The following is a 24697-nucleotide window of genomic DNA, read 5'->3' as shown; positions in this document are numbered from 1 at the left end:
AGCACAAAATGACGCAATGGTGGAAAAAAGCGGTGGTTTATCAAATTTATCCGAAGAGTTTTAATGACACAACAGCTAATGGTAAAGGTGATTTACAAGGGATTATTGAGAAGCTAGATTACTTATATAAATTAGGGGTCGATGTACTGTGGCTCACTCCAATTTATGACTCCCCACAGAATGATAATGGCTACGATATAAGTGATTACTATACTATCTATAAAGAATATGGCACAATGCAAGACTTTGATCAGTTATTAGAAGAAGCACATAAGCGGGATATGAAGATTATTATGGATATTGTGGTCAACCATACTTCTACAGAACATCAATGGTTTAAACAAGCAGCTTCCTCAAAAAATAATCCATATCGAGACTTTTATATTTGGAAAGATGGAATAAATAGTAAAGAGCCAACAAACTGGCAATCTAAATTTGGTGGGCCGGCATGGGAATATGATACAACAACGGGTCAATATTTTTTGCACTTATTCGATAAAACACAAGCTGATCTGAATTGGGAAAATGAAATAGTCCGCGATACAATCTATCAAATGATGGATTTTTGGTTAGAAAAAGGTGTGGACGGCTTCCGGTTAGATGTTATTAATTTAATTTCAAAGAATCAAGCATTTCCTAATGATGACGGCTCGGTTGCGCCTGGTGATGGTAGAAAGTTTTATACGGATGGACCTAAGATTCATGACTATTTACAGGAAATGAATGCACAAGTTTTTTCGGAATATAACATAATGACAGTTGGAGAAATGTCATCAACTTCGATAGATAATTGTATTAAATATACCAACCCTGAACGTCAAGAACTAGATATGACTTTTAACTTTCATCATCTAAAAGTGGATTATCCTAATGGTAAGAAATGGACAAATGCACGATTTGATTTTCAGAAACTGAAACAAATTCTTTCTGAGTGGCAGACAAAGATGCATCAAGGTGGTGGATGGAATGCGCTGTTTTGGTGTAATCATGACCAGCCACGAGTTGTCTCGCGTTTTGGAGATGATGTAATGTATCACAAAGAATCAGCCAAAATGCTAGCTACAACAATCCATATGATGCAAGGTACACCTTATATATATCAAGGTGAGGAATTTGGTATGACGAATCCGGCGTTTGACCGAATAGAAGATTATCGAGATGTCGAATCGCTAAACATGTATAAAATGAAGAAAGAAGAAGGTTTTAAAGACTCAGAGATTATTGCTATTCTCAAACAAAAGTCACGTGATAATTCAAGGACGCCTGTACAATGGAATGATAAGCCGTATGCTGGCTTTACTGCAGATGTTCCTTGGATTAATGTAGCGGATAACTATTCCACCATCAATGCAGAAGCGGCACTTGAGGATCAAGATTCTATCTTTTATCATTACCAAAAGCTCATTCAGCTTCGAAAAGAATATGATATCATTGTTGAAGGTGATTATCAGTTGATTTTAGATGACCATCATGCTATTTTTGCTTATATACGTAATAATGGAAATGAAAAATTATTAGTGCTTAATAATTTTTATGGAGAAGAATCTGACTTCGAATTAACGGGTAATTTAGAACTGGATATAATGGAGTCTACCATTTTGCTTTCAAATTATCGCGATTCTTCAACGGATTTTCGATCTGGAAAACTTCGTCCATATGAGTCCATTGTATATTATTTAAATATGTAGGCAGATAAGGACGTAGGTAGTATGACGAATAAATATTTAGTGATTTATAATGAAATTGTAACGCAGATCGATAATGGTACATGGCAAGATGACCAGTTGTTACCATCGGAGCATGAATTAAAAGAACAATATGAAACATCCCGAGAAACAATTCGAAAAGCGCTCAATCTATTATCACAAAACGGCTACATTCAAAAAGTAAGAGGAAAAGGCTCCTTAGTAATTCCGAGGAATAAATATGATTTTCCTGTCTCTGGATTAGTTAGTTTTAAAGAGTTGACTAACAAGATGGATAATAAAGTGAAAACAATCGTTCATGATGTATCACTATCAACGCCTAATGAATATTTAAAAAAACAGCTACACGTATCAAATAAAGATCAGGCTTGGCAAGTGATACGAGTTAGAGACCTTGCTGGTGATAAGGTGATTTTAGATAAGGATTATTTTAATGAAAAGTATGTTCCGCACTTATCAAAGGAAATATGTGAGGATTCCATCTATTCTTATCTAGAAGGGGAAGTGGGTTTGACGATTAGTTTTGCTAAAAAGGAAATAACAGTTGATGAGCCGACTGGAGAAGATCGTGAATTGCTTGATTTGGATGGTTTTCATAATATTGTTGTGATTAAAAATTATGTTTATTTAGATGATGCAAGTTTATTTCAATATACAGAATCACGTCATCGACCAGATCGCTTTCGTTTTGTTGATTTTGCGAGAAGGAACCATTGACGTTAATAATTGTACTCGTTAAAAGAACCGATATCAATTGATATCGGTTCTTTTAACGAGAGATTATTGATGCCATTTTTCATAAATGGTTGAATCAACTGAACGTAAGTGTAAATCTCGTTGTGGAAACGGGATTTCGATTTGGTGTGCTTTTAGTATATGATGGATCCGAAAATTAACATTTGTTTTGACCCGGACAATGTCATTTGGATTAGAAATCCAAATGAATAATTCAAAATCTAATGATGAGTCACCAAATCCAGTAAAATAAACAAAAGGTAAAGGATCTAATAAGACAGATTCTGTTGAAGATGATTCATCATTTGCCACTTGGATGAGTAAATCACGGACTAGTTCTGGATCAGATCCATAAGCAACACCAATTGGAATCACAAGACGCATCGTTGGATCGCTATAAGAGCGATTAATAACATGTTCTTCTAAGAAATAAGAGTTAGGAACAATAATATGCTCGTTATCAATTGATTTAATAATGGTAGCACGCATGTTGATTTGTTCAATATCACCAATAATGTCATTTACAATGACACGATCCCCAACTTTAATTGGACGTTCAAATAATAAAATAATACCTGAAATGAAATTAGATGTAATATTTTGAAGTCCAAAACCAATACCAACACCTAAAACACTTGCGAAAACAGTTAATGCACTAAGGTTGATGCCAACTGTAGAAATGCTGATCATAACAGCAATAATCATAATCATGTAGTGAGAAACACGATTAAAAGTAAATTGAATACCTCGGTCAAGTTGATAACGATCGTAAATACGTGGCATGAATAAACTAGTTAACACTTTTGAAATCTGGTAAGCAAACGATAAAATTAAGAATATTATTAAGAATAAAGATAACGTAATGTTAGTTGATCCTAATTGATAGAATGATTTTAACATCCAACTGGTTTCACCGAAATAAAAGAATAGAAACAAAAGAATACAATAAAAAGTAATCCAGTTTAAAAAATAGCGAATCGCTTGGTTACGCTCTGGATAGTCTGTCCCTTTTTTTGTTGCTATCCACAAGATAAGTAGACGTGTGAATAATATTAATGCCAATACGGAAGCAACGATAACCAGTTGACCAACGATAAAATAGTTCTGTAAAAAATCAATAATATTTTGCATATGCATCACCTAACCATTTTGAAGAATAGATACATTTTATCATAAATCTAGAAATGCCACCTATATTATAAACAAAAGTGGTATAATAAGCGTATATAGAAATGTGTGTAAACGCTTATTATAGAGAGGGTTTTTAATATGCGCAATGTCATGAAAATAATGAAGCCGTTCGATGTTATTATCATCGTTATTTTAATAGCAATATCATTTATTCCATTGACTGTTTTTTCAATGTCAAAGACAGTAAATGAAGGAGATCAAGTTGTCGCAGCAATCATTCAAGATGGTGAAGTAATACAAGAAATAACATTGACTGGTCATGAAGGTAATGACCAATTTATCATAGAAGGAAAAGGAAATCAGTATAATTTAATAGAAGTTAATGGTGAAGAGATTCGTATTAAAGAAGATAATAGTCCTGATCAAGTTGGAGTAAAGATGGGTTGGAAGAGTGAACCAGGAGAAACGATTATTTGTCTTCCACACAAGTTACTGATAGAAATCAGGTCAGAAGGTTCAGATACAGAAAGTGAAGAAATTATTTCTTATTAACGCAACTTTCAAAGTGTGAAACAGGTATTAAAGTCAACTTCGCGCTTCTTTCATAAGCACCATTACGTTTCATCATACGAACTTGAGAGAAACTACGACGTAACATTCTTATCACAAACAAAAATCTATTACTGTAGATACGCTACGCAAGCAAATGGTCTCCCTTTCCAAGTTAGCTGAAGCCGTGCCTGCGGAAAGGGAGTCAATTTTACTTGAGAAGCGGGTCAGGTAATTCTGTTACGTCGCAGTTGATGGTGTTTCGTACTAAACGAAAACTTTTAAATAGTAGGCTTTTAAAAAACTTTCAAGCGATATAATAGCTGTACGAAAAATTAGAATAGTCAACAATTAGTGCTTATTTTTTGGTGAGAAAGTTTAGTTATTAAATAGTTGAATTTATAAAAACCAAGTGAATTCTCTTGGTTTTTATAATACATAGAAATAAACACTTAGAAAATGGGCTAATGTTCCAAGTAAAATAAAAATATGGAATATCTCGTGAAAACCCATGTATTTAGATGCTAAAAATTTAGGTTCTGTTGCATAAATAATGCCACCGACAGTATAAATAATACCACCAAAAATTAATAAAAACATACCGGTAGGATCGATAGAAGAGGATAGTGGCGTAGCAACGAAAATGATCATCCATCCCATCACTATATAAAGACTGGTAGAGAGCCACCTTGGACAATCAAACCAAACCATCTTAAAGATAACCCCACTTACTGCAATCACTGTAATAATGCCAAATAATAACCAACCTATTGTTCCTTGTAAAGCGATTAAGCAAAATGGTGTATATGTTCCTGCAATTAAAATGAATATCATCGAATGATCAAGTTTTCTTAACCAAGCTATTACATTATCTTTAGCGATAACCATATGATAAGTTGCTGAAGTCGCATATAACAAAATCATACTAATCCCAAAAATAATTACTGCTGTGATAGCTATAGGGGATCCGGTTGTTGCAGTGGCTTTAATAACCATGGCCAGTAAAGCTATAAAGGAAAGAATAGCACCTGCTAAATGAGTGAATCCATTTATTGGTTCGCGAATATATTGTTTCAAAATAAACACTCCTATTACAACATATAGTTTTAAATACTACATACTATAATAATCATATATTGTAATCTCGTCAAGATTTACGTAGCGGGTATACTAAGCTATAATGGAACGAAATACCACCGCTAAAAGTTGAGGTTTTGATATGGAAAACATAGATAAAATTATCGAAGAACTCGAATTAAATAATAAAATAAACCGAGAAGACATTCCATCGATTGACTTGTATATGGATCAAGTTACGCAGTTGTTTGAGAATACCTTTTCTAAAAGTAAGCGTAATGAGGAGGAAAAAGTATTAACCAAAACAATGATTAATAACTATGCAAAGGCCAAGTTACTATTCCCAATTAAAAATAAAAAGTATAGTAAAGAACATATTATGCTTATTCATTTAATATACCAGTTAAAAGGAACACTCTCGATCAATGATATTAAAGTCGTCTTATCAGATTTAAATGATAAAGTAGACTTAGATCAAACTGACTTGGAATTGATATATGATCACTATATTAACTTATATGATAAAAATGTTGATGACTTTAAAGTAGACGCTAACAAACTTTCAACTGACGTGAAGAAAGAAGCGGATGACTTTGATAAAGAAGATCAAGCTTATATTGAACAAGTATTATTAATTGTAGCGCTTGTTAACAGAAGTAATATGTATCGAAAACTAGCTGAGAAATTAGTTGATCAAATTCCTGAATTATTTAATGAAGAAGAAAAAGATGAATAAAAATGTTAGCGCAGACTTCTTGTCTGTGCTTTTTTAAATCTAATGATTGGAAGGAGTATTTTGGAATGATATCGAATTAAGTATGACAAGACGGACTGCTGTACAACAATTAAGCTAGCAGTTTATCAAAGTTAGTTAAATAAGCTAAAATACATTTTCCATATTAGATAGAATAACTAGTGACAAAAGATTGGAAAAGTATTAGTATAACGTTAAGTTAAAAAACATAACAATTAATGTTAGATAATATAACGTAACGAAATCCATTAGCTATAAAAGGAACGCCTTTATATAATGGCGTTTTTTCATAGCCTTTTATCATCTTTAATTTTCTGAATAATATAATAAAAACAACTACTGCAGGAAGGAGAGTGCTACTATGCGTGATATACATGATGTTTTAGATGTGATCACTTTAAAGCAAGAACAAGTCTCAGTGTTAGCTACGATCATTGATGTTAAAGGCTCGGCATATAAGAAGGAAGGTGCAATGATGCTCTTTACTGAAGATGGAAGTCAGGTAGGTATGCTTAGCGCTGGATGTTTGGAAGAAGACTTAGCAGCTAGAATAGAGTTGCAAAACTATCAAGTCAAAACTGAAGTTATCACGTATGATATGCGCAATGCTGATGAATGGAGTTGGGGTGAGGGGTCTGGATGTAACGGTGTTATTACCATTCTAATTGAACCAGTAACTCCAAACATGAGATATCATTTTTTGGAATTAAACAGCGTGTTGCAAGAAGGTTCCGCTGTCACTATGTTTAAATCTATTCCTAGTGATGCAAATTTTCATGATGCTGTAATTTTTCAAGGGGAAACTGGTCATGTGTTCGGAGATTCTTCTGAAGAATTAAAAAATGAATTTGCTCAGTATATAAAGCAGTCTAATCAAAAAGGGAATGGGATAAAAAAATCTGGTTATTATGTTCATCATTTCCAACCAAAACCGCGTTTAATTATTTATGGTGCTGGTAGAGATGCTGAACCCTTGGTTGAATTTGCTAGTAAAACTGGTTTTGCTGTCACTGTTGCTGATTGGCGTCCAGCTCGCTGTAAAAAACAAGTCTTCCCAACTGCGGAACGAATAATATTGGGGTTTCCGGAAGAGGTAATGGAAGCAATTGATATTAATGAAAATGACTTTGTTATTTTGATGTCGCATAGCTTTAGAAAAGATAAAGAAATCATTCAACAACTTTTTGAAAAAAGGCTTCGTTATTTCGGGATATTAGGTTCAGTTAAACGTACAAAAAGGCTATTTGCAGGAAAAGAAATCCCTTCAACCATTACAAGTCCGATTGGGTTATCAATTGAAGCTGAAGGCCCAGAGGAAATTGCGATTAGTGTGGTTGCTGAATTAGTAAAGTTAGTAAAGAAGCCGTTGGATAAGAAGGTGAGAGCTTCATGACGGGTGAAATATTTGGCGTTTTACTAGCTGCTGGAAAAAGTAGAAGAATGGGACAAAATAAATTAAACCTTCTGTTTCAGGAAGATACGATTGGTAGTCATGCCTTAGATACAGCGATTCATTCAAATCTAGATCACGTGTTGGTTATGACAAAACCTGGCGATTCCCTCGAATGGATCGATGATCGTTTCTTCAGAGGTTATGAACAAACAAGGTGGTCGCGAATTACAACAGATCAAGCTTCAAAAGGGCAGGCGTTCACGGTCCGAGCTGGAATACAAACTTGTCGGAAATATGGTGCTCGTGCGGCGATGATTTTATTGGGAGATCAGCCACTCGTATCGGTAGATATACTCAATCAATTAATTCGAAGTTATGAGGAGAAGAATATGCCGATTGTCGCTGCTTCTTATCAAGAACGACCGCAACCTCCGATTCTTTTTGATGCTTCACAATACGAGTTATTAATGGATCTAAAAGGTGATCAAGGTGCGAGGGCGATTCTTCGCGGTAAGGAAAATCCACAAATGAAAGTGATTAATTTTCAAGATAGATATTGTTTTCATGATATAGATACAGAAGGTGATTATGCATGGTTAATGCGAACGCAAATATAAATGGGAAGCAATCAGATGGACTTGGCCCAAGTAGTCGAATTTGGCAACCAGATACGATAAAAGAGGCATGGGAAATCAAACAAACTTATCAAGAAAAAGCACAATATATTGCTGCTGGTACGTTAATTCAATTACAACGGGAGCAAGGGACACCATTAAAGTCTAATCTAATTCGTTTGGATCACTTTGGAAGTTTACAAGGATGTAAGTGGATTACTGAGAATAACGCAGTGAAATTAGAAATTGGTGCGCTTACAACTCTAAAACAATTGCAAATGAATAATGATACACTAGATTACTTTGAAATTTTAGTAGAGTCTGCTGGAGAAGTGGCTTCACCTGCAGTAAGAAATAGAGCAACGATTGGAGGGAATGTCGCTTATCGAGTCGGTGATACAATACCAGCCCTTTTAGCTTTAGGTGCACAAGTGCGGTGGTTTGATGATGGAGAAGTTTATGTAGACGATCTTTCTGTTTATTTAGATTTACAAAGTGAGCAAGATACTGCTTTGCTAATGGCCATTTTATTGCCACAGTCACAAGTGTCAGCTCAATCGTATACATTTTACCAAAAAGTAGGAAGAAGAGAATCGTTTATTCCTTCTCTAGTAACGGTTGCCTTATCTATCGGATTAAGTTTAGAGGGTAGAGTGGAATATATATATATAGCAGCCGGTGGTGGTGCCACAAAACCAATAAGATTAACCGCTGTCGAAGCAATAGTCACGCAGAATATGCTAGATACCCAGTTGCTAGGCACTGTTCATCAAAAGATACAAGATGTATTTAAACCTGTCTCAGACCCGTTTGTTTCACCAGAATATCGAAAGATCGTTGTTGCAAATTTGATTGTTTCGGAACTGGAGAAGTTAATCGATCTGCAAAGGGAGGATAACGAATGATTGAGAAGGAATCTTATAAAAGTAAAAAAAGAATTCGACCAGATGGAAAAGGGAAAGTCACTGGAAAATTGCAATACTTAACAGATTTGTCGTTCCCAGGTATGTTATATGGAAAAATACTACGTAGCAAATATCCACATGCAAGAATACTAGCTATTGATACAAAACGTGCGGAACAACTTTCTGGGGTAAAAGCGGTTGTGACGCATAAAGATATTCAAGGATTAAATGGATATGGTATTGTGACGCCTGATCAACCGGTTCTATGTTCAGAGTTCGTTCGTTATGTTGGAGATGCGATTGCAACTGTAGCTGCTACATCTCTTGAAATTGCAGAATATGCTTTGACGTTGATTGAAGTAACGTATGAAGAACTTCCCATACTTGATGATCCCGAAAAAGCATTGTCTAAAGAATCACCAAAACTGCATCCGGATGGCAATCTACTGCATCGTGCGGGATATAAAAAAGGTGATGTAACAGAAGGATTCGAAACATGTGAATTTATTGTTGAAGAGACTTATAATGTACCGCGCCAAATGCATGCCTATATGGAAACGGAGGGTGGCGTTGTAGTCCCAGAAGATGATGGAAAACTTAGCATTTATATGGGGACGCAACATGGTTATAAAGACCGTTTTCAATTAGCACGTATTTTAGCAATGAAAGAGGAGGATATACGAGTTGTATCCAGTCCGATGGGCGGTTCCTTTGGTGGAAAAGATGAATTGAATGTACAACCGTATGGTGCATTATTAGCGATCGCTACTGGTTGTCCTGTGAAGATACATCAAACAAGACAAGAATCTGTTATTTCTGGAATAAAAAGACACCCAATGCGAATAAAGATGAAGACGGGTGTCGACAAAACTGGAAAACTAGTAGCCCATCAAGTAGATATTTTAGCGGATACTGGTGCTTATTCAACTCTAGGCCCCGCTATTTTAGACTTTGCTGTTGAACATGCAGCAGGACCGTATATGATAGATCACATAGAAACAAACGGATTATCAGTTTTCACAAATAACGGAGTGGCTGGTGAATTTAGAGGGTTTGGTGGTAATCAAATTACCTTTGCGTTGGAGGGCCAACTTGACCGATTAGCAGACAAAGTCGGCCTTGAGCCATTAGAGATTCGACAACTTAATATTAGAAATAAGACAGACCTCGGACCGATGGGTCATCGTATAGTGGCAACTAACGGTATGGCAGATACCCTGCAATCGATAAAAAAACATTTGGAGAAAAAAAGGGCTGTAGCTAATTTCCCGGAAAATAAGTGGAAAGTAAGAGGAATGGGAACTGCCATCGTGATGCATGGAGGCGGCTTAGGTTATGGTCGATTAGATCCAGCTGGTGGGAGAATACGATTAAATAAAGAAGGTAAAATTGAAATAGCATTTGGTTTTGAAGAGGCTGGACAAGGGATTTTGAGTGTTATTGAAACAGTTGTAACAGAAGAACTAGGTTGTAAAGTTGATGATTTAAAGATCGTAATTGGGGATACAAACTTAGTTCCCTCTTCAGGGTCAACTACAGCATCACGTGGAACGAGTATGGTATGGACGGCTATCCGCAAAATGAAACCAGCTTTTCAAGAAAAGATCCTGCGTTTAGTTAGTGAAATAAAGAATGTTCCTGTTGAGCAATTGTGCTTAGGTCATGGAGGTGTTTTTGATACGAGTGGAAATTGCATCATGACGTATCAAGAAGCTGTTTTACAAGCGCCAACAGAAGAGTTTGTTGTTACGACTAATTTTGACTTTCCCACAACGCCTGATCCAGTAGATGGTGGACATTACCTATATACGTTTGGAGCAACTTTTGCTCAAGTTGAAATTGATCTTTTAACCGGAAAGGTCAAAATGATTGATCTAGACCAATCAATTGCGGCAGGTCCTGTTGTTAGTCAAATGGGATATGTCGGACAAATTGAGGGTGGAGGAGTAATGGCATTAGGTTATTCATTAATGGAAGATGCGATTATAGATAAAGGGCATTATGTAACGAAAAACTTAGATAGCTACTTAATTCCGAGTATTGAAGATGTTCCTTTTTCTATGGAAACGACAGCTATTGAAAATTTAGAAAAAGGGGATGCTTACGGTCCTCGTGGAGTTGGAGAAATAGGTACGGTGGCAGTTGCGCCAGCCATTGCACAGGCAATTCATAATGCAATAGGCTACAGGGTTAATCGCTTACCAGTCTCTTCTGAAGAAATTTTATTTGCAGCACATAAAAGGAGTGAAACCGAATGGGAACAAGTGAACGTATAAGAGAAAAAGAGAATCGTGCTGTTTCTATTTCTGTGACAGTAAATGGTGAACATAAGCAGGTTGACGTGGATCCAACCATTCGGTTAGTTGATATACTTCGTGATGAATGGAATTTAACTGGAACGAAAATTTCTTGTGGGATAGGACGTTGTGGTGCTTGTTCGGTTATGATAAATGGCGCCTTAGTCAATTCGTGTTTAGTGATGGCTTATCAAGTCGATGAAGCTATTATTACGACAGTTGAAGGCTTAAGTACCCAAGAGGATATCGATCCAGTTCAACAGGCATTTTTAGAAGAGGGTGGTTACCAATGTGGTTATTGCACACCTGGTATGGTAATGGCTGTAAAGGCATTGCTCCAGGAGACACCTAATCCAACCGAAACACAAATTAAAACAGCGTTATCCGGTAACTTATGTCGTTGTACAGGTTATGGCGGGATTATTCGTGCAGTACAAAGAGTGGTTGCTCAAACGTAAGTAACTACAAGGTGGAAGGTGAGTTGATACCGATGAAAGATTTACATCAAGCATACGTAAAAAGTAACCTTGAGTTAAAACCGAGCGGGAATGGTAATTTAGATGATTTAACTTTTTCCGTAAAAGACGTTTTTGCAATTAAAAAATATTTAAATACAGCTGGGAATCCTGATTGGTATCGGACGCATAAGCCTGCTGAGGAACATGCTGAAGTCATAGAAAGATTACTTTTAGAAGGCGCGACGTTAAAAGGTACAACACATACAGATGAGATTATGTATAGTCTGAATGGCGAAAATCATCATTATGGTACACCTGTTAATCCTAAAGCTCCTAATCGCATACCTGGGGGATCTTCTAGTGGTTCAGCGGTTGCGGTGGCTGCCAATCTAGTCGATTTTGCATTAGGAACAGATACAGGTGGTTCTGTTCGGATCCCATCATCCTATTGTGGAATATTTGGATTTCGACCGACACATGGATCAGTTTCCTTAAAAGGTGTGATACCACTAGCAAAAAGCTTTGATACGGTTGGTTGGATGACACGTGATCCAATTCTGTTACAGACGATTGGTAAAGCGATCTTGCCTTTTACTAATGACGAGGATAATACGTCACCATTTAAAAAACTGATTTTTGGTGGTGAACCATGGAATTTGGTAGATGATACTATTAAGGAATCATTATCAGAAGGTTTAGAAATTCTAGATCAGTCGGTGTCTAAGCTAGTTGAAGAAGAAATTTCTGTAGAGGGATTGGAGATATGGGCAGATATTTTTAAAACACTACAAGGAAAAGAAATTTGGACAGAGCACGGTCCTTGGATTGAAAAAGAAGATCCGTATTTTGGGCCAGGAATTAAAGAGCGTTTTGCTATGGCAAGTAAAATCTCGCAGAGCACTTTTGATAGAGCGCTAGAACGTCAATTGCAGATTCAAAAGCAAATGAATGTCTTGTTGGGAAAAGATGGAATACTAGCTATTCCAACCGCACCGGGTCCAGCCCCTTTGAAAGATATGCCGAGTGAAGCATTAAATGATTATCGAGGAAGGGCAATGCAGTTGACTTGTATTGCAGGTTTGTCTGGACTGCCTCAAGTTACGATTCCGGTTGCTCAAATAGAAGGTAATCCGATCGGGTTATCACTAATTGCTAATCGCGGACAAGATCGACGGTTATTAGAATTTGTTGCAAACTATTTTTACGCAAGCAAGTAAAGCAGAAAATTTGGAGGTGTAATGATGAAGCTAGTTACCTTGGAGTATAACGGAAAAGAAGAAGCGGCAATTGCCGAAGATGAAAACTATTATTTAATTAAAACAATTAGTGAAGCTATTAATGAGAATTGGGAACATACAGTGGATGCTATTTTAAAAGCTGATCAGTTCAAAGATATAAAACAATGGTATCAATCATATGGCAAAGAACAGATTCATGAGCATGTCTTTAAAAGTGTAAGTGGAGCTAAACGAGCAACATTATATCGTTCGCCAGGTAAAATTTTAGGTATTGGTATGAATTATGTTGCAAAAGCAATGGAATTGTCGGGTGGTGCGCCTAAATTAAATCCTGTATTTTTCATGAAGCCTACGAGTAGTCTCATCGGTCCAAATGAAGGGATTGAATTACCGTCTGTATCTAACCATGTTACTGCAGAAGCTGAACTAGCAATTGTTATTGGTGAAACATGTAAGGATGTTAGTTATATAGATGCTTCCTCTTATGTAGCTGGTTTCACTTCTACATTAGACATGACGGCCCAAGATATCCGTGCCGAGGATCCGCTTTACTTGCAACGCGCAAAAAGCTTTGATACTTTTTTCAGTTTGGGAAGTGAGTTGATCACAGGAGATGAATTTGCTGATATTGATAAGATCGAAGTGCAAACGTTATTGAATGATCATGTTGTTCATAAAAATACAATTGCTAATATGATGTATTCTCCATGGTTTATTGTATCTTTCTTCTCGAAAATTATGACACTTAACCCAGGAGACGTTATCATGACAGGAACACCTGGATCAGTAACGATTCGCAAAGGGGATGTACCTGGCTGTAAAGTGACAGGTTTTGATTTACTGGAAAACACTGTATGCAATGTAGATAAAAAAGCTGCTTTAGTCTAGTGGTGTTAGCTATATTACCAAAAGGCTATTTTTATTAAAAACTTTGTTTCATCGAAACCATTTGCTTCCTCGACTAGATTAATTAATTGATTAGCTTCTGTTAATAAAATTGAATTAACTTCAATACACATCATAGTGTAGTATTTTTAATTTAAACTAGTGTATCAAATGAAATTGACGACACTCCTGCGGAAAGGGAGTGTCGTCAATTTCATTTGATAAGCGAGTAAGAAATTTTCACTGCGTCGCAATTTCTATCATATAGGATGTTTTCAAATCAAAAAAATTACAAGGAATCTATCAAACTTATTCTGTTAAATCAGTTGAATAAACAGAATTGCCGCGGCTAAATGTCTCGATAACTTTGCATGGGAAAACACGATCCATGTAAAGTGTTTCTTTATGTTTAGCCAGGAAGTTATCGGGCTTTACAATGGTCTCTTTGTTCAAATCAACAATAGCTATATCTGCGTCATACCCAACTTCGATTGCTCCTTTACGGTGTTGTTTAAAGCGTTTTGCAGGATTAAAGGCACACCAGTTCCCTACTTCTTCAAAAGGTATGCGATACAGCTGAGCGAGCTCTATCATCGCCATAAGTGAAAACTGTCCGCCGCTAATACCGCCCCAAGCATGTAATAAATCATACTGAGAAGGATCTTTTAAATCGAAAGGAGCTGGAGAATGATCGGAACTAATCATATCAATTTTCCCTTCGCGTAGTTTTTCTATTAAACGTAGTCGCTCGTTTTCCTCTCGAAGTGGTGGAGCGCATTTGGCGACTGCACCTTTGTTTACTAAGTCATCTTGGTTATATAATAAATAATGTGGACAAGTCTCGACCGTGACATCTAATCCATTGAGCTGTGCTTGTTCGATTCTATCGATTGCAGCAGCGCTACTTATGTGTACAAAATGCAGCGCACAACTTGTCACTTTTGCGTACGCAAGCGCACGCTCCACTGCTTCAACTTCGGCAATGATAGGCCTTGTTGTACTATAGTCTATGGCTGTTGTGGCGTTTTTTTGTTTCATTTCTTTTGTTAAAAAGTCAGTAATTGTTCTACTTTCTGCATGAAGTGCTAATACTTTATTCTGGGCAGCAATCTCTCGCATGCCTTCTAATAATGTCCAATCGTCTGCTGCTTCAAATTCATCATTTCCAGATGCGGATAAAAAGGCTTTGAAACCTACTACGCCTGCTTCTGAAAGGGCAGCTAGCTGATCTAAATTCCCTGGCACAAGGCCCCCCCATAGTTTAAAGTCAATCCGGGCTTTCTTATTTGCGATTGCATTTTTCTCTTTAAAAGCCTCTAGAGTAATTGTTGATGGTATACCATTTAAAGGCATATCAAAAAAAGTTGTAATTCCTCCCGCGGCAAGCATGTTGGAACCAGTCTCAAAACCTTCCCAATCTGTTCGGCCTGGTTCGTTAAAGTGAACATGAACATCAATCATTCCAGGGAAAACGTATAAGTCATTAGCATCAATGACTTTTATTGCTTCTTTATCAATTTTCTTTTCAATTTGAACAATCTTTCCATCTTTTACACCGATGGAAAGATTTTCAACGCGATCAGCTAAAACAACATTGCCGTTTCTAATTAATAAATCAAGTATCTCCATATTTAATTTTCCTCCAATGTTAAGATGTTACGATGCTTTCTGCTTGATAGACATCAAGCGCGGCCTGTAAACCTTTTCCGACTTTTATTGGAGCACTGTGACGAACTAAAACAGCTTCTAATGCACTCAGTACAGCTAAGATGTTTTCTTTTCGACAGCTATAGCCCATTGTACCAATACGCCAGATCTTGCCTTCTAGTGGACCGAATGATTTCGCGATTTCAATACCGAAATGGTCAAGTAACATTTTCCGCACGGATTCAGGATCGATACCATTTGGTACAGTAATACAAGTAACGGTAGGTAATTTACAAGAAGGATCACCATATAATTCTAATCCCATTGCTTTAATACCTGCAATAAGTGCTTTTTCATGTTCTTTGTGACGTGCAAATCGCGTTTCTAATCCTTCTTCTAAAACAATTCTTAGGCCTTCATGAAGTGCGTAAACCATCGAAGTGGCTTCTGTATGATGATTTAAACGACGCGGACCCCAATAATCTTGTAACATGCTTACATCTAAGTAATTACTTTTAATAAAGCTGCTTGTGTTGTTAGCTTCTTGAAGTCGGTCTTCTTCTGTTGCTATGCCACTTTCAACTTTCTTTCGTTTGTTAAGAACAGCTTCTATCCTATTATTATATGTTATCGGTGCCATGCCTGAGGGGATAGATAGACACTTTTGTGTTCCGCCTATTAATCCGTCAATATACCATTCATCCACTTTTATCTCGACACCGCCAATTGAGGCGACTGCATCAACTAGTAATAAAGCGTCTAATTCTCGGCATGCTTTTCCAATTTGATCAAGCGGTTGCATACACCCAGTTGATGTTTCTCCATGTACAATCGCAACAATTTTCGGATTAATATTCTTGATAAATTCAATGATATCAGTTTGGTTGAAAACTTCTCCCCAGGGGCATGTCATCGTATGAACTTCTGCACCGTAGCGTTCACAAATCTCAGTAAGTAAGTGGCCAAATCTACCGAAAATCGGAACTAATACTTTATCACCAGGCTCGATAACGCTACATAGAAGAGCTTCGATGCCACTTCTTGATGTGCCATCAACAGGAAAAGCCCATTGGTTTTCAGTCTGGAAAACTTCCCGTAACATACCCATTACCTCATTCATAGCAGATGTGAAGGAAGGATCAAACTGACCAACAATTGGTGTTGCCATTGCGCGAAGCACACGTGGATCAACTTCAACTGGTCCAGGAGTCATAATGGTACGGAGTGGCATATTTAATTCGTGATAAGTCATTTGTTTTTCCTCCTATTAATAAGCTAGTCGATATAAAAGTTCAGTTAATATATCAACACCATTCTCTAAATCTTTTTTACTTGTAAACTCTTTTGGTGAATGACTAATACCATCTTTACTTGGGACAAAAATTAAGGCAGTAGGATAAAATTTGCCGAACATTTGTGCATCGTGTCCAGCCCCACTAATCATTGATTTATACGGAATTGATTGTTCCGTGGCGATTTCCTCCACCAATTTCGTCATTTCCTTGTCCATTGCAACAGGTTTTGCGTTTAACCATTGAGAACAGTTTATCTCCATTTTATGAAGGTTTGCTAGTTCTTCGATAAATAAAGTGAGTTTCTGATAAAATTGATCTAAGATGGTCTCATCAAAGTGTCTTATATCAAGACTGAAATCTACTTCACCTGCAATAACGTTTGAGGTATTCGGCTTTGTGTTTAATTGTCCAACTGTAGCAACCAGATCGGGATCAAATAATTTTGCTTCAACGGTAATAAAATGAATGATTTCAGCGGTTATGGCCATTGCATCTCTACGGAGTGGCATTGGGGTTGTACCCGCATGATTACTTTCTCCAATAACGTTGATAGCGAAGCGGCGTTGTCCGACAATATGGCTAACTGCACCAATTGATTTATTCGTACTTTCGAGAACCTTTCCTTGTTCAATGTGTAATTCGATAAAGCAAGCAATATCGTTACGATAAGCTGATTTTTGATTTTTGTTTGCAACGCCTGCATTGTTCATTGCTTCTAACAAAATGGTGTTCTCGTTATCCTTAATGCGCTCGCCATCTTCTATCTGATATTTTCCAGTAATATTACCGGATCCCCAAAAAGTAATAGGGAAACGACTTCCTTCTTCTTCACATAAGGAAAGGACTTCAATCGTTTTCTTAGGTGATCCATAGCGTTGATACAAACGTTGCGTCGCTAGTAAACTTGCTATAATACCGTAAACGCCATCATAGACACCACCGTTTGTAACGGTATCAATATGGGAGCCTGTTATAATTGCTTTTTCTTCTGTGTTGGTACCAGCTAATTTTCCGAATAAATTTCCGACCGCATCGAAATGTGTTGCTAATCCGAAACCTTGCATTGTTTGCTCTAATTCTTGTTGTGCCTCGATCCATGCTTCATTATATAATAAACGATTAGTACCACCCTCAGCTGATTGCCCGAAAGAAGCTAACCACTTAACCATCTGTTCCACATCTGTAACTTTTACTTCGTGGCTTGATTTGATAACCAATTATATGGCCTCCTATTCTATATATCGTATGACCTCCACAAAGGAAACGAGCGTATAAGCACGCTATTACACTGGAGGGTTCAACTAGCAATTAAGCCTTTAATATGTAGTTTACCAATATGTCTCCTTTTGTTCATTAGCAATAATGTGCTAATAAGGCTAATTTGTTATGCAGAATAAACAAAAGTTCAAACTATTGTGATAGAATAGATAATTATACCTATACGGTTACGTTTTATATTTAAGGAGATGTTGATATGAATATAGCTGAAGCTTTGAAAATTCCGGCCTTAGCTGGTTGTAGTATCATTGCGGGATTAGATGGGGAAGAAAATGAGATCTTACATGTTAATATGATGGATGCTCCTGATATAAGTAATTATTTGAAGCCAAATGAGTTATTGGTAACTACAGCTTATCATGTAAAAGATGACCCACAACTTCTGTTAGATTTAATTGTTGCAATGGATAAAAAAGGCTGTGCTGCTTTAGGGATTAAAACACAGCGATTTTTAATGGAAATCCCAAATGAAGTGAAAGCGCTTGCTAACGAGTTGAAGTTTCCTATTATTGAATTACCAATAGATACATCACTTGGGGATATTGTTAATCAAACATTAAGTAGTATTTTGGATAAAAGAACAGATGAGCTAAGGTTTGCATTGGATACGCATAAGCAATTTTCTGATCATATTATGAGTGGAAAAGGCATTCAAAAATTATTGCTGCATGTAACAGAATTAATTCGTTCTCCCGTGGTTCTTGTGGATCCTTACGGAAAAACAATTGCTAGCTCAGAGAAAAGTGATGTAATAAGTGAAGTGATAGACAATTTTTATTCAAATAATTTAAGTGCATATTTTCCAAAAACTTCTTTGTTTACCTTTTCAACTATGGAAAAGAAACAAACGTATACGGTTTCTGCTGTTTATACGTATGAAAAAATAGCTGGCTATTTGATTATATTTGGACATGTTCGTCCAGATCATCATGCAGAAATGTTGACATTAGAACAAGCTGCTAATGTTATTTCGTTCGAATTGATGAAGGAAAATGCATTGAAGCATTATGAACGTAGAATCCGAAATGAATTTTTCTTTCACTTTACAGAAAATCGCTTTACTTCAGATCAAGAGGCATTGAATCGTGCAAAGGAATTTGCACTACAAAGTGATAGTTATTATCTATGTACTATAGGAAAAGTTGATAAATTAGGCTCTACAAAAAGTTTTACAAGTAATCAACGTAAAATGGACACCATCTATGAATTTATCGAAGAAGAATTAGACGGTTTACCATTATCGATACATCTTTTTACAAGAGGTGATTTGGTAGTCTTGTTATTTGAAGCAGATGCTGTGCATATGGAAATAAATACAGTTATTACAGAAGCGTTAACTACCATTCAAACAAAGATATTAGATCGATTTGATCATTTACTTTCTTTTGGTATTAGCAATTTAGCACGTGGTTTCATTCAAGTGAAAGCAAGTTTCACAGAAGCACAAGATGCGCTGAAAGCTGGACAATTAGCGGGAAAAAAAGGATTTATGCAATATTATCAAACAAAGGATGTACTGGAGCTTTTACGCATGCTACCTGAAAATGATTTAGTAGACTTTTATCATAATACATTAAAAGACCTAGCTAAACCGACACAACATGATCGCCAAACGTTGTTACAAACATTGTTTGTTTATTTGGAATCTCATTGCCAAATCTCTGAGACTGCGAAACAATTATATGTACATCGTAATACAGTTGTTTATCGATTAGAAAAGTGCGAGGAAATTATCGGGCATCCTCTCACAGACCCGGATTTTTCCTTGCGTGTACGTTTAGCATTGCGGATGCAAACCATTTTAGAGTTATAAGCAAACCTTTTTGAGGGTCGATTGTATAATACGATCAATAAAAAGATTGTCTATTGTATGTAATAGACAATGACTATTTTCAGAATTGTCTATAAGATAGTAGTAATAGTATAAACTAAGAGAGATTATCCGTATCTGGTGGGGGAGATGAGCAAATGCTGCAAATAGAGGAAGTCAATCAATTATCAAATGAGGATTTTATTGAATTGTTAGGTGGCATCTTTGAAAAATCACCGTGGGTTGCAAAGAAAGTGGAGGTATTTCGTCCGTTTGCGTCTTTTGACCAATTATTTGAGAGAATGTCGGAAGTGGTAGGAAATGTCCCAAAACAAGAAAAGCTGGAATTAATGCGCGCGCACCCAAATTTAGGAAATAAAATAAAGATGAGTGATGCATCGACTAAGGAACAGCAGGGTGCAGGCTTGCAAGATTTAACGGAGAATGAATTAGCTTCCTTTTTAAAATTAAACAAAGCCTATATGGATAAATTCGGATTTCCATTTATTATTGCTGTTAAGGGTATGGATAAGTCAATTATTTATCAAACGATGGAAAAACGATTCCTACAACCCAAAGAGGAAGAGTTTGAAATAGCATTAACAGAAATAAATAAAATTGCCTTCTTACGGTTAAAAGAGAAAATCAAGCAATCATAGTAAAGGAGATTACCAATGGCGGGATTAACTACGCATATATTAGATTTAACACATGGAAAGCCAGCAAATAATGTTAAAATAGAATTATATGAAATTGTAGCTAATAATATAAAGGCAATACGCAAAAGTGTTGTTACAAATGCTGATGGCCGTTTAGATAGTCCATTATTAACTACAGCAGAATTACAGCAAGCACAATATGAATTAGTCTTTTATATTGGTTCCTATTTTAGAAGGAAAGGAATGGATTTAGAAGAACCACATTTTCTTGAAGAGATTCCGGTTCGCTTTGTCGTTACGAATAAGGAAGAGCATTACCATATACCGTTATTGGTATCACCGTGGGGTTATCAAATTTATCGCGGTAGTTGAGACGTAACAAAAACGAGGCGGGACAAACAGTCCTACCTCGTTATACATAAAGGGTATATTACCAGAAGAATAATGGTAGTACTGCTAACGTTGCGATTGAACCAAGGGCAACGCCCCATCCAAATCCAGCACCTGGACCCCAAAATCCATAACCATATCCACCAAGGTTATTAGAAGGCATAGGTTGTAAATAAACGTGTGTAGCATTAACGCGATGAATAACACCGCGGTGCTCTCTACCGTCTATCGTGCGAATACATACAGGACGACCAATGTTTTTATTACAAAGATTGTGATAATGAGACATAAGCAAACTCCTTTCCTGCCGAGTTAGTATACTATATGACAGGAGTATAGAATTTGTATAGGATAGGTGACGGGTGGCTAGCGCACATTTTTGTCGAACGCAGATTTTTCAATGATAGTATCTGTGGGCATCTGTAATAGCTCTAACAAAGATATGTTGTTGTTCTCCATATAATTTTTAACAAGATGAAACCCTACGTTATAACCAGCCCATTTAGGTATGTCTTCTCCACCGTACATTAATTGATCATGTTGAAGGTTTGTTTTAACAAGATGTTGATTAGGTTTTATCCATTCATTCCAATAGAATTGCGCTTCTTCTTTTGTATAAAGGCCAGTAGCCTTTGATAAATAGGTATTGCCAACTAATTGTTGCACAGCAATTTCTGCAATACCTTCTAACACAATGGCATCAGATAAGTTAAGTGTTTTATCTTTTAATGGCTTATATTGCAATCTATAAACATGGCTATATTCATGTGTCAATAAAGCTTCTAGTTTTTTGGGAGAGGTATCATCTTTAATAAATAAAAAAACTTTATCTGGATAGCTTAATCCAGAAAGGCCGCTAAACTCTTCTTGTAGACGATTGTTGGTAAAGTCCGATGGGAAAAGAAATACCGGAACTTCAGGTCCTTTCCATCTTTGTTTTAGTGAATTAAATTGTTCTTCAACTATTCCCCAGTAATCATTTTTAAACATCGCAAGGATAGTATGTTTATCATGGGGATCAGGATAGAATAGGCCGTGTTGAAGAAGGTGCCATTGAATTGTTTGGGCATCTGTATCTATAAAGTAAGCAACTAACGGATCACATAGTGTGTCCATATGAACAACAAAGTTCTCGGGAAATTTACCTGTTTTAGTTGCTAAATAATTTTGTAACCATTTATTAGTTTGAATCACCCCAATGGTATATTACCTCCTTTTCAATTATAGGATTATTTTCGACAGTAATATAAGCGTGCGCTTAAATCATCTTTATACTTTTCTGTTAAGTTGTAATGATTAGCCATTAAATCAAAATATGCAGGGTCAATCGATTGGTTTAGATCAAAATCAATCACTGCTTCTAAAGAATCAGGGATTTTTTCAACTTCAATAGATTTAAAACCTGTTTCCTTTAACGCATTGATCCAACCTTCTTCAGTCATTAATGCGGTAACACCATAAAATTGTTTGATCTCATCTTGTATAGCAGGAGTTAACTGGCGATTGGACGTCATTTCAAGTAACGTTAGAATTCCGTTATGTTTCAGTACACGTTGGTATTCTTTTAATGCAACTTTAATTTTGGTGAAAGCTGTAACTGATTCGGAAATGATATGATCAATTGATTGTGTAGGAAAAGGTAAGTCCTCTGCGTTTGCCTGTATGATGTTAACATGAGGATGCTGTTTTAATCGTTGAGAGGATTTTTCTAGCATCAATACATTTTGGTCAATTCCAACGATCTGACTTGCTGTATTCTCGGCGAGATAAAGTAAACTTTGTCCAGTACCACACCCAATATCTAAGATTCTTTGATGAGGATTTGGATTTACCCTTTTTACCCATTGCTTTATAATCCCCAGACCTCCAGGGTGGGCACCGCCAATACCAAACATTGCAACCATATCAGTATAGGATAGTTTCATTAAGTTTGCTCCTCCTGAGTAATTATTCACTGTTAGAATATGCAAGAACATAGTAAAATGGAATCGTAGTTAATTGGTTATTTACCTAATCGTACTTTTGTAGTACGATTAGCTATAATTATCAAAATAATCTTAATATTGAAAAGCATAGAAAAGTAGGTGGACAGCATGGAAGAGAAGGAAATAGAATTATTAAAACTTTTAGAGAAAAATGGCCGTTTAGAAGTAGAAACTATTGCAAGTATGCTTGATTTGGATGTTGATAAAACGAAAGAAATGATGGAAAAACTCGAAAAAGAAAGTGCTATTTTAGGATACTCAACTTTAGTTAATTGGGCAAAAGTATTGGAGTATGATGGTGTTACAGCGATGATAGATGTTAAGGTGACCCCAACAAGAGGAACTGGTTTTGATAAAGTGGCCGAACGCATTTATCGATTTCCTGAAGTAAAAGCCCTCTATTTGATGTCTGGTGCTTATGATTTATCGATTTCAGTAGAAGGTAAAACAATGATGGAAATTAGTCGATTTGTATCAGATAAATTATCAACATTAGATAGCGTTGTTTCAACAACTACGCATTTCGTATTGAAGAAATACAAGCATGATGGCATTATTTTTGAAGAAGATGATGATCAAGATAGAAGGATGATGGTATCGCCATGAAAACACAAGAGAAATCATATGTTGCACACCATGTCGATCAATTAAAGCCTTCTGGAATCCGACGTTTTTTTGATTTGGCTTCAAAAATGGAGAATGTTATTTCATTAGGTGTAGGAGAACCTGATTTTGTCACACCATGGAATGTAATTGAAGCTAGTTACCATTCACTTGAACGCGGGTTTACTTCTTATACTGCAAATGCGGGTCTTTTCGAGTTAAGACAAGAAATTAGCAAATTTTTAAAAACAGAATATGAGTTGGAATACAATCCGGAAAATCAAGTCCTCGTTACGGTAGGTGCTAGCCAGGCGATTGATGTGGCATTGCGAGCGATATTAAATCCTGGTGATGAAGTAATTGTTGTGGAGCCGAGCTTTGTTTCTTATGTCCCTGCTGTACGTTTAGCTGGTGGAGTTCCGATCACAGTAAATGCAACAGAGGAATATGCATTTAAAATCCAAGCAAGTCAAATGGAAGCGGCGATTACACCACGTACAAAAGCGTTAATGATTTGTAGTCCTAATAATCCAACAGGAGCTGTTTTAAGCAAACAAGAGATGGAGGAAATTGCAAGGCTTGCAAAGAAGCATGATTTTATTGTTATTTCCGATGAAATTTATGCAGATTTAACGTATGACGAAACATTTACAAGTTTTGCCGCTATAAAAGAAATGGCACAACGAACCATTTTAATCTCTGGTTTTTCAAAAGCGTTTGCAATGACTGGGTGGCGTTTAGGTTATGCAACTGGCCCGAAACAAATTATAGAAGCAATGACAAAGATTCATCAATATACGATTATGTGTGCACCTACTATGGCGCAGCATGGTGCATTAGAAGCATTGCGAAATGGTAGAAGTAGTGTGCTGGAAATGAAAACAAGTTACAGGCAACGACGAAACTTTGTAGTTAAAGCACTAAAAGACATGGGACTCTCTTGTCATTTACCTGGTGGAGCTTTTTATGTATTTCCATCTGTAACGTCAACCGGGATGAGCTCGGAAGATTTTGCGGAGGAATTATTACAGAAGCAACAAGTTGCTGTTGTTCCAGGCGGTGTATTTGGTGAGAGTGGAGAAGGTTATGTACGCTGTTCTTATGCAACTTCGATGAAACAATTGGATACTGCAATGAAGCGGATGCGTAAATTTGTTGAAGAGAAACAAATACAATAAAAGTATAAGAAGTCCTCTAATGCACTGTTAAAAGTAGTTAGAGGCTATTTTTTGTTTAAGTATAGTATATGCACATAAACGATTAGATTTGGTATAATCATAATTAATTC

24 protein-coding genes are annotated in these 24697 nt (G+C 36.4%); 16 read left to right on the top strand and 8 right to left on the bottom strand.

Annotated elements, in window-relative coordinates:
- Positions 1 to 8: 8 nt before the first annotated feature.
- The gene (treC, locus tag DM447_RS17170; protein ID WP_112182403.1) at positions 9 to 1688 is read left to right on the top strand and encodes an alpha,alpha-phosphotrehalase; all 1680 of its coding nucleotides are present in this window, start codon (positions 9 to 11) and stop codon (positions 1686 to 1688) included.
- Between the two features lie 21 nt (positions 1689 to 1709).
- On the top strand, positions 1710 to 2423 hold the full coding sequence (treR, locus tag DM447_RS17165; RefSeq protein WP_112182402.1) for a trehalose operon repressor: 714 nt from the start codon (positions 1710 to 1712) through the stop codon (positions 2421 to 2423).
- Between the two features lie 63 nt (positions 2424 to 2486).
- Here treR and DM447_RS17160 read toward each other — a convergent pair whose 3' ends face one another.
- Complete coding sequence (locus DM447_RS17160; protein WP_232824071.1) at positions 2487 to 3572, bottom strand: mechanosensitive ion channel family protein; 1086 nt, start codon at positions 3570 to 3572, stop codon at positions 2487 to 2489.
- Positions 3573 to 3710: 138 nt separating this feature from the next.
- Here DM447_RS17160 and DM447_RS17155 point away from each other — a divergent pair, with 138 nt between their 5' ends.
- Entirely contained in the window at positions 3711 to 4124 is a 414-nt protein-coding gene (locus DM447_RS17155) for a NusG domain II-containing protein (protein WP_112182401.1), read from the top strand.
- A gap of 426 nt (positions 4125 to 4550) precedes the next feature.
- Here DM447_RS17155 and trhA read toward each other — a convergent pair whose 3' ends face one another.
- Entirely contained in the window at positions 4551 to 5198 is a 648-nt protein-coding gene (trhA, locus tag DM447_RS17150; protein WP_112182400.1) for a PAQR family membrane homeostasis protein TrhA, read from the bottom strand.
- Positions 5199 to 5340: 142 nt separating this feature from the next.
- Between trhA and DM447_RS17145 the strand changes: the two genes are divergently transcribed.
- The 8 genes from DM447_RS17145 to DM447_RS17110 all read left to right on the top strand — a co-directional run bounded on the left by DM447_RS17145 (position 5341) and on the right by DM447_RS17110 (position 13745).
- Positions 5341 to 5934, top strand: a complete 594-nt coding sequence (locus tag DM447_RS17145) for a DUF1836 domain-containing protein (protein ID WP_112182399.1) — start codon at positions 5341 to 5343, stop codon at positions 5932 to 5934.
- Positions 5935 to 6313: 379 nt separating this feature from the next.
- Positions 6314 to 7345 carry an XdhC family protein gene (locus tag DM447_RS17140; RefSeq protein ID WP_112182398.1) on the top strand — a complete coding sequence of 344 codons (1032 nt, stop codon included), beginning with the start codon at positions 6314 to 6316 and terminating at the stop codon, positions 7343 to 7345.
- Positions 7342 to 7962 carry a nucleotidyltransferase family protein gene (locus DM447_RS17135; protein ID WP_112182397.1) on the top strand — a complete coding sequence of 207 codons (621 nt, stop codon included), beginning with the start codon at positions 7342 to 7344 and terminating at the stop codon, positions 7960 to 7962. The genes DM447_RS17140 and DM447_RS17135 overlap by 4 nt, the downstream gene beginning before the upstream one ends.
- Entirely contained in the window at positions 7938 to 8864 is a 927-nt protein-coding gene (locus tag DM447_RS17130) for an FAD binding domain-containing protein (protein ID WP_112182396.1), read from the top strand. The genes DM447_RS17135 and DM447_RS17130 overlap by 25 nt, the downstream gene beginning before the upstream one ends.
- Positions 8861 to 11140 (top strand): xanthine dehydrogenase subunit D, encoded by a 2280-nt coding sequence (pucD, locus tag DM447_RS17125; RefSeq protein WP_112182395.1) that lies wholly within the window; start codon positions 8861 to 8863, stop codon positions 11138 to 11140. The genes DM447_RS17130 and pucD overlap by 4 nt, the downstream gene beginning before the upstream one ends.
- Complete coding sequence (locus DM447_RS17120) at positions 11119 to 11619, top strand: (2Fe-2S)-binding protein (RefSeq protein WP_112182394.1); 501 nt, start codon at positions 11119 to 11121, stop codon at positions 11617 to 11619. The genes pucD and DM447_RS17120 overlap by 22 nt, the downstream gene beginning before the upstream one ends.
- 32 nt (positions 11620 to 11651) lie before the next feature.
- Complete coding sequence (locus tag DM447_RS17115) at positions 11652 to 12836, top strand: amidase (RefSeq protein WP_112182785.1); 1185 nt, start codon at positions 11652 to 11654, stop codon at positions 12834 to 12836.
- Between the two features lie 24 nt (positions 12837 to 12860).
- On the top strand, positions 12861 to 13745 hold the full coding sequence (locus DM447_RS17110) for a fumarylacetoacetate hydrolase family protein (RefSeq protein WP_112182393.1): 885 nt from the start codon (positions 12861 to 12863) through the stop codon (positions 13743 to 13745).
- Positions 13746 to 14051: 306 nt separating this feature from the next.
- Here the strand turns inward: DM447_RS17110 and allB are convergent, their stop codons facing one another.
- Genes allB through allC form a run of 3 tightly spaced genes read right to left on the bottom strand, consistent with a single transcriptional unit; the run spans position 14052 to position 17901 of the window.
- Positions 14052 to 15371 carry an allantoinase AllB gene (gene allB, locus DM447_RS17105; RefSeq protein ID WP_112182392.1) on the bottom strand — a complete coding sequence of 440 codons (1320 nt, stop codon included), beginning with the start codon at positions 15369 to 15371 and terminating at the stop codon, positions 14052 to 14054.
- 19 nt (positions 15372 to 15390) lie between these two features.
- On the bottom strand, positions 15391 to 16641 hold the full coding sequence (locus tag DM447_RS17100; protein WP_112182391.1) for a pyridoxal-phosphate-dependent aminotransferase family protein: 1251 nt from the start codon (positions 16639 to 16641) through the stop codon (positions 15391 to 15393).
- Between the two features lie 15 nt (positions 16642 to 16656).
- Positions 16657 to 17901 (bottom strand): allantoate deiminase, encoded by a 1245-nt coding sequence (allC, locus tag DM447_RS17095; protein ID WP_332871733.1) that lies wholly within the window; start codon positions 17899 to 17901, stop codon positions 16657 to 16659.
- A gap of 257 nt (positions 17902 to 18158) precedes the next feature.
- On the opposite strand from allC, the gene DM447_RS17090 reads away from it, so the two are divergent.
- From DM447_RS17090 to uraH, 3 genes are all read left to right on the top strand, one after another.
- Positions 18159 to 19775, top strand: coding sequence for a PucR family transcriptional regulator (locus DM447_RS17090; protein ID WP_112182390.1), 1617 nt, complete (start codon positions 18159 to 18161; stop codon positions 19773 to 19775).
- 155 nt (positions 19776 to 19930) lie between these two features.
- The gene (uraD, locus tag DM447_RS17085; protein ID WP_112182389.1) at positions 19931 to 20431 is read left to right on the top strand and encodes a 2-oxo-4-hydroxy-4-carboxy-5-ureidoimidazoline decarboxylase; all 501 of its coding nucleotides are present in this window, start codon (positions 19931 to 19933) and stop codon (positions 20429 to 20431) included.
- Positions 20432 to 20446: 15 nt separating this feature from the next.
- Positions 20447 to 20803: a hydroxyisourate hydrolase gene (gene uraH / locus DM447_RS17080; protein WP_112182388.1), complete on the top strand. Its 357-nt coding sequence runs from the start codon at positions 20447 to 20449 to the stop codon at positions 20801 to 20803.
- 58 nt (positions 20804 to 20861) lie between these two features.
- On the opposite strand, the gene DM447_RS17075 is transcribed toward uraH, so the two are convergent.
- From DM447_RS17075 to DM447_RS17065, 3 genes are all read right to left on the bottom strand, one after another.
- Positions 20862 to 21110, bottom strand: coding sequence for a hypothetical protein (locus DM447_RS17075; RefSeq protein WP_369974631.1), 249 nt, complete (start codon positions 21108 to 21110; stop codon positions 20862 to 20864).
- A 77-nt stretch (positions 21111 to 21187) separates the two neighbouring features.
- The gene (locus DM447_RS17070; protein WP_112182386.1) at positions 21188 to 22015 is read right to left on the bottom strand and encodes a DUF2268 domain-containing putative Zn-dependent protease; all 828 of its coding nucleotides are present in this window, start codon (positions 22013 to 22015) and stop codon (positions 21188 to 21190) included.
- 35 nt (positions 22016 to 22050) lie between these two features.
- Positions 22051 to 22746: a class I SAM-dependent methyltransferase gene (locus tag DM447_RS17065; RefSeq protein ID WP_157967315.1), complete on the bottom strand. Its 696-nt coding sequence runs from the start codon at positions 22744 to 22746 to the stop codon at positions 22051 to 22053.
- Between the two features lie 168 nt (positions 22747 to 22914).
- Between DM447_RS17065 and DM447_RS17060 the strand changes: the two genes are divergently transcribed.
- Both DM447_RS17060 and DM447_RS17055 read left to right on the top strand, forming a co-directional pair.
- The gene (locus tag DM447_RS17060) at positions 22915 to 23412 is read left to right on the top strand and encodes an Lrp/AsnC family transcriptional regulator (protein WP_112182384.1); all 498 of its coding nucleotides are present in this window, start codon (positions 22915 to 22917) and stop codon (positions 23410 to 23412) included.
- On the top strand, positions 23409 to 24587 hold the full coding sequence (locus DM447_RS17055) for an aminotransferase (RefSeq protein ID WP_112182383.1): 1179 nt from the start codon (positions 23409 to 23411) through the stop codon (positions 24585 to 24587). Before DM447_RS17060 ends, DM447_RS17055 begins: the two co-directional genes overlap by 4 nt.
- Positions 24588 to 24697 lie beyond the last annotated feature (110 nt).

Origin of the sequence: Paraliobacillus zengyii (assembly GCF_003268595.1) — a bacterium.
Taxonomy (GTDB): Bacteria; Bacillota; Bacilli; order Bacillales; family Amphibacillaceae; genus Paraliobacillus_A; species Paraliobacillus_A zengyii.
The sequence above is the reverse complement of the archived record's forward strand: the minus strand, read 5'-3'. Positions and strand labels throughout refer to the sequence as shown.

What these genes read in the sequence shown, in the direction of transcription:
- DM447_RS17055 (WP_112182383.1), top strand. Translation starts at nt 23,409, where the DNA reads ATGAAAACACAAGAGAAATCATATGTTGCACACCATGTCGATCAATTA.
- DM447_RS17100 (WP_112182391.1), bottom strand. Translation starts at nt 16,641, where the DNA reads ATGACTTATCACGAATTAAATATGCCACTCCGTACCATTATGACTCCT.
- DM447_RS17060 (WP_112182384.1), top strand. Translation starts at nt 22,915, where the DNA reads ATGGAAGAGAAGGAAATAGAATTATTAAAACTTTTAGAGAAAAATGGC.
- DM447_RS17120 (WP_112182394.1), top strand. Translation starts at nt 11,119, where the DNA reads ATGGGAACAAGTGAACGTATAAGAGAAAAAGAGAATCGTGCTGTTTCT.
- DM447_RS17135 (WP_112182397.1), top strand. Translation starts at nt 7,342, where the DNA reads ATGACGGGTGAAATATTTGGCGTTTTACTAGCTGCTGGAAAAAGTAGA.
- DM447_RS17065 (WP_157967315.1), bottom strand. Translation starts at nt 22,746, where the DNA reads ATGAAACTATCCTATACTGATATGGTTGCAATGTTTGGTATTGGCGGT.
- DM447_RS17115 (WP_112182785.1), top strand. Translation starts at nt 11,652, where the DNA reads ATGAAAGATTTACATCAAGCATACGTAAAAAGTAACCTTGAGTTAAAA.
- DM447_RS17110 (WP_112182393.1), top strand. Translation starts at nt 12,861, where the DNA reads ATGAAGCTAGTTACCTTGGAGTATAACGGAAAAGAAGAAGCGGCAATT.
- DM447_RS17160 (WP_232824071.1), bottom strand. Translation starts at nt 3,572, where the DNA reads ATGCAAAATATTATTGATTTTTTACAGAACTATTTTATCGTTGGTCAA.
- DM447_RS17155 (WP_112182401.1), top strand. Translation starts at nt 3,711, where the DNA reads ATGCGCAATGTCATGAAAATAATGAAGCCGTTCGATGTTATTATCATC.
- DM447_RS17140 (WP_112182398.1), top strand. Translation starts at nt 6,314, where the DNA reads ATGCGTGATATACATGATGTTTTAGATGTGATCACTTTAAAGCAAGAA.
- DM447_RS17090 (WP_112182390.1), top strand. Translation starts at nt 18,159, where the DNA reads ATGAATATAGCTGAAGCTTTGAAAATTCCGGCCTTAGCTGGTTGTAGT.
- treC (WP_112182403.1), top strand. Translation starts at nt 9, where the DNA reads ATGACGCAATGGTGGAAAAAAGCGGTGGTTTATCAAATTTATCCGAAG.
- DM447_RS17075 (WP_369974631.1), bottom strand. Translation starts at nt 21,110, where the DNA reads ATGTCTCATTATCACAATCTTTGTAATAAAAACATTGGTCGTCCTGTA.
- DM447_RS17145 (WP_112182399.1), top strand. Translation starts at nt 5,341, where the DNA reads ATGGAAAACATAGATAAAATTATCGAAGAACTCGAATTAAATAATAAA.
- DM447_RS17130 (WP_112182396.1), top strand. Translation starts at nt 7,938, where the DNA reads ATGGTTAATGCGAACGCAAATATAAATGGGAAGCAATCAGATGGACTT.
- allB (WP_112182392.1), bottom strand. Translation starts at nt 15,371, where the DNA reads ATGGAGATACTTGATTTATTAATTAGAAACGGCAATGTTGTTTTAGCT.
- treR (WP_112182402.1), top strand. Translation starts at nt 1,710, where the DNA reads ATGACGAATAAATATTTAGTGATTTATAATGAAATTGTAACGCAGATC.
- uraD (WP_112182389.1), top strand. Translation starts at nt 19,931, where the DNA reads ATGCTGCAAATAGAGGAAGTCAATCAATTATCAAATGAGGATTTTATT.
- pucD (WP_112182395.1), top strand. Translation starts at nt 8,861, where the DNA reads ATGATTGAGAAGGAATCTTATAAAAGTAAAAAAAGAATTCGACCAGAT.
- uraH (WP_112182388.1), top strand. Translation starts at nt 20,447, where the DNA reads ATGGCGGGATTAACTACGCATATATTAGATTTAACACATGGAAAGCCA.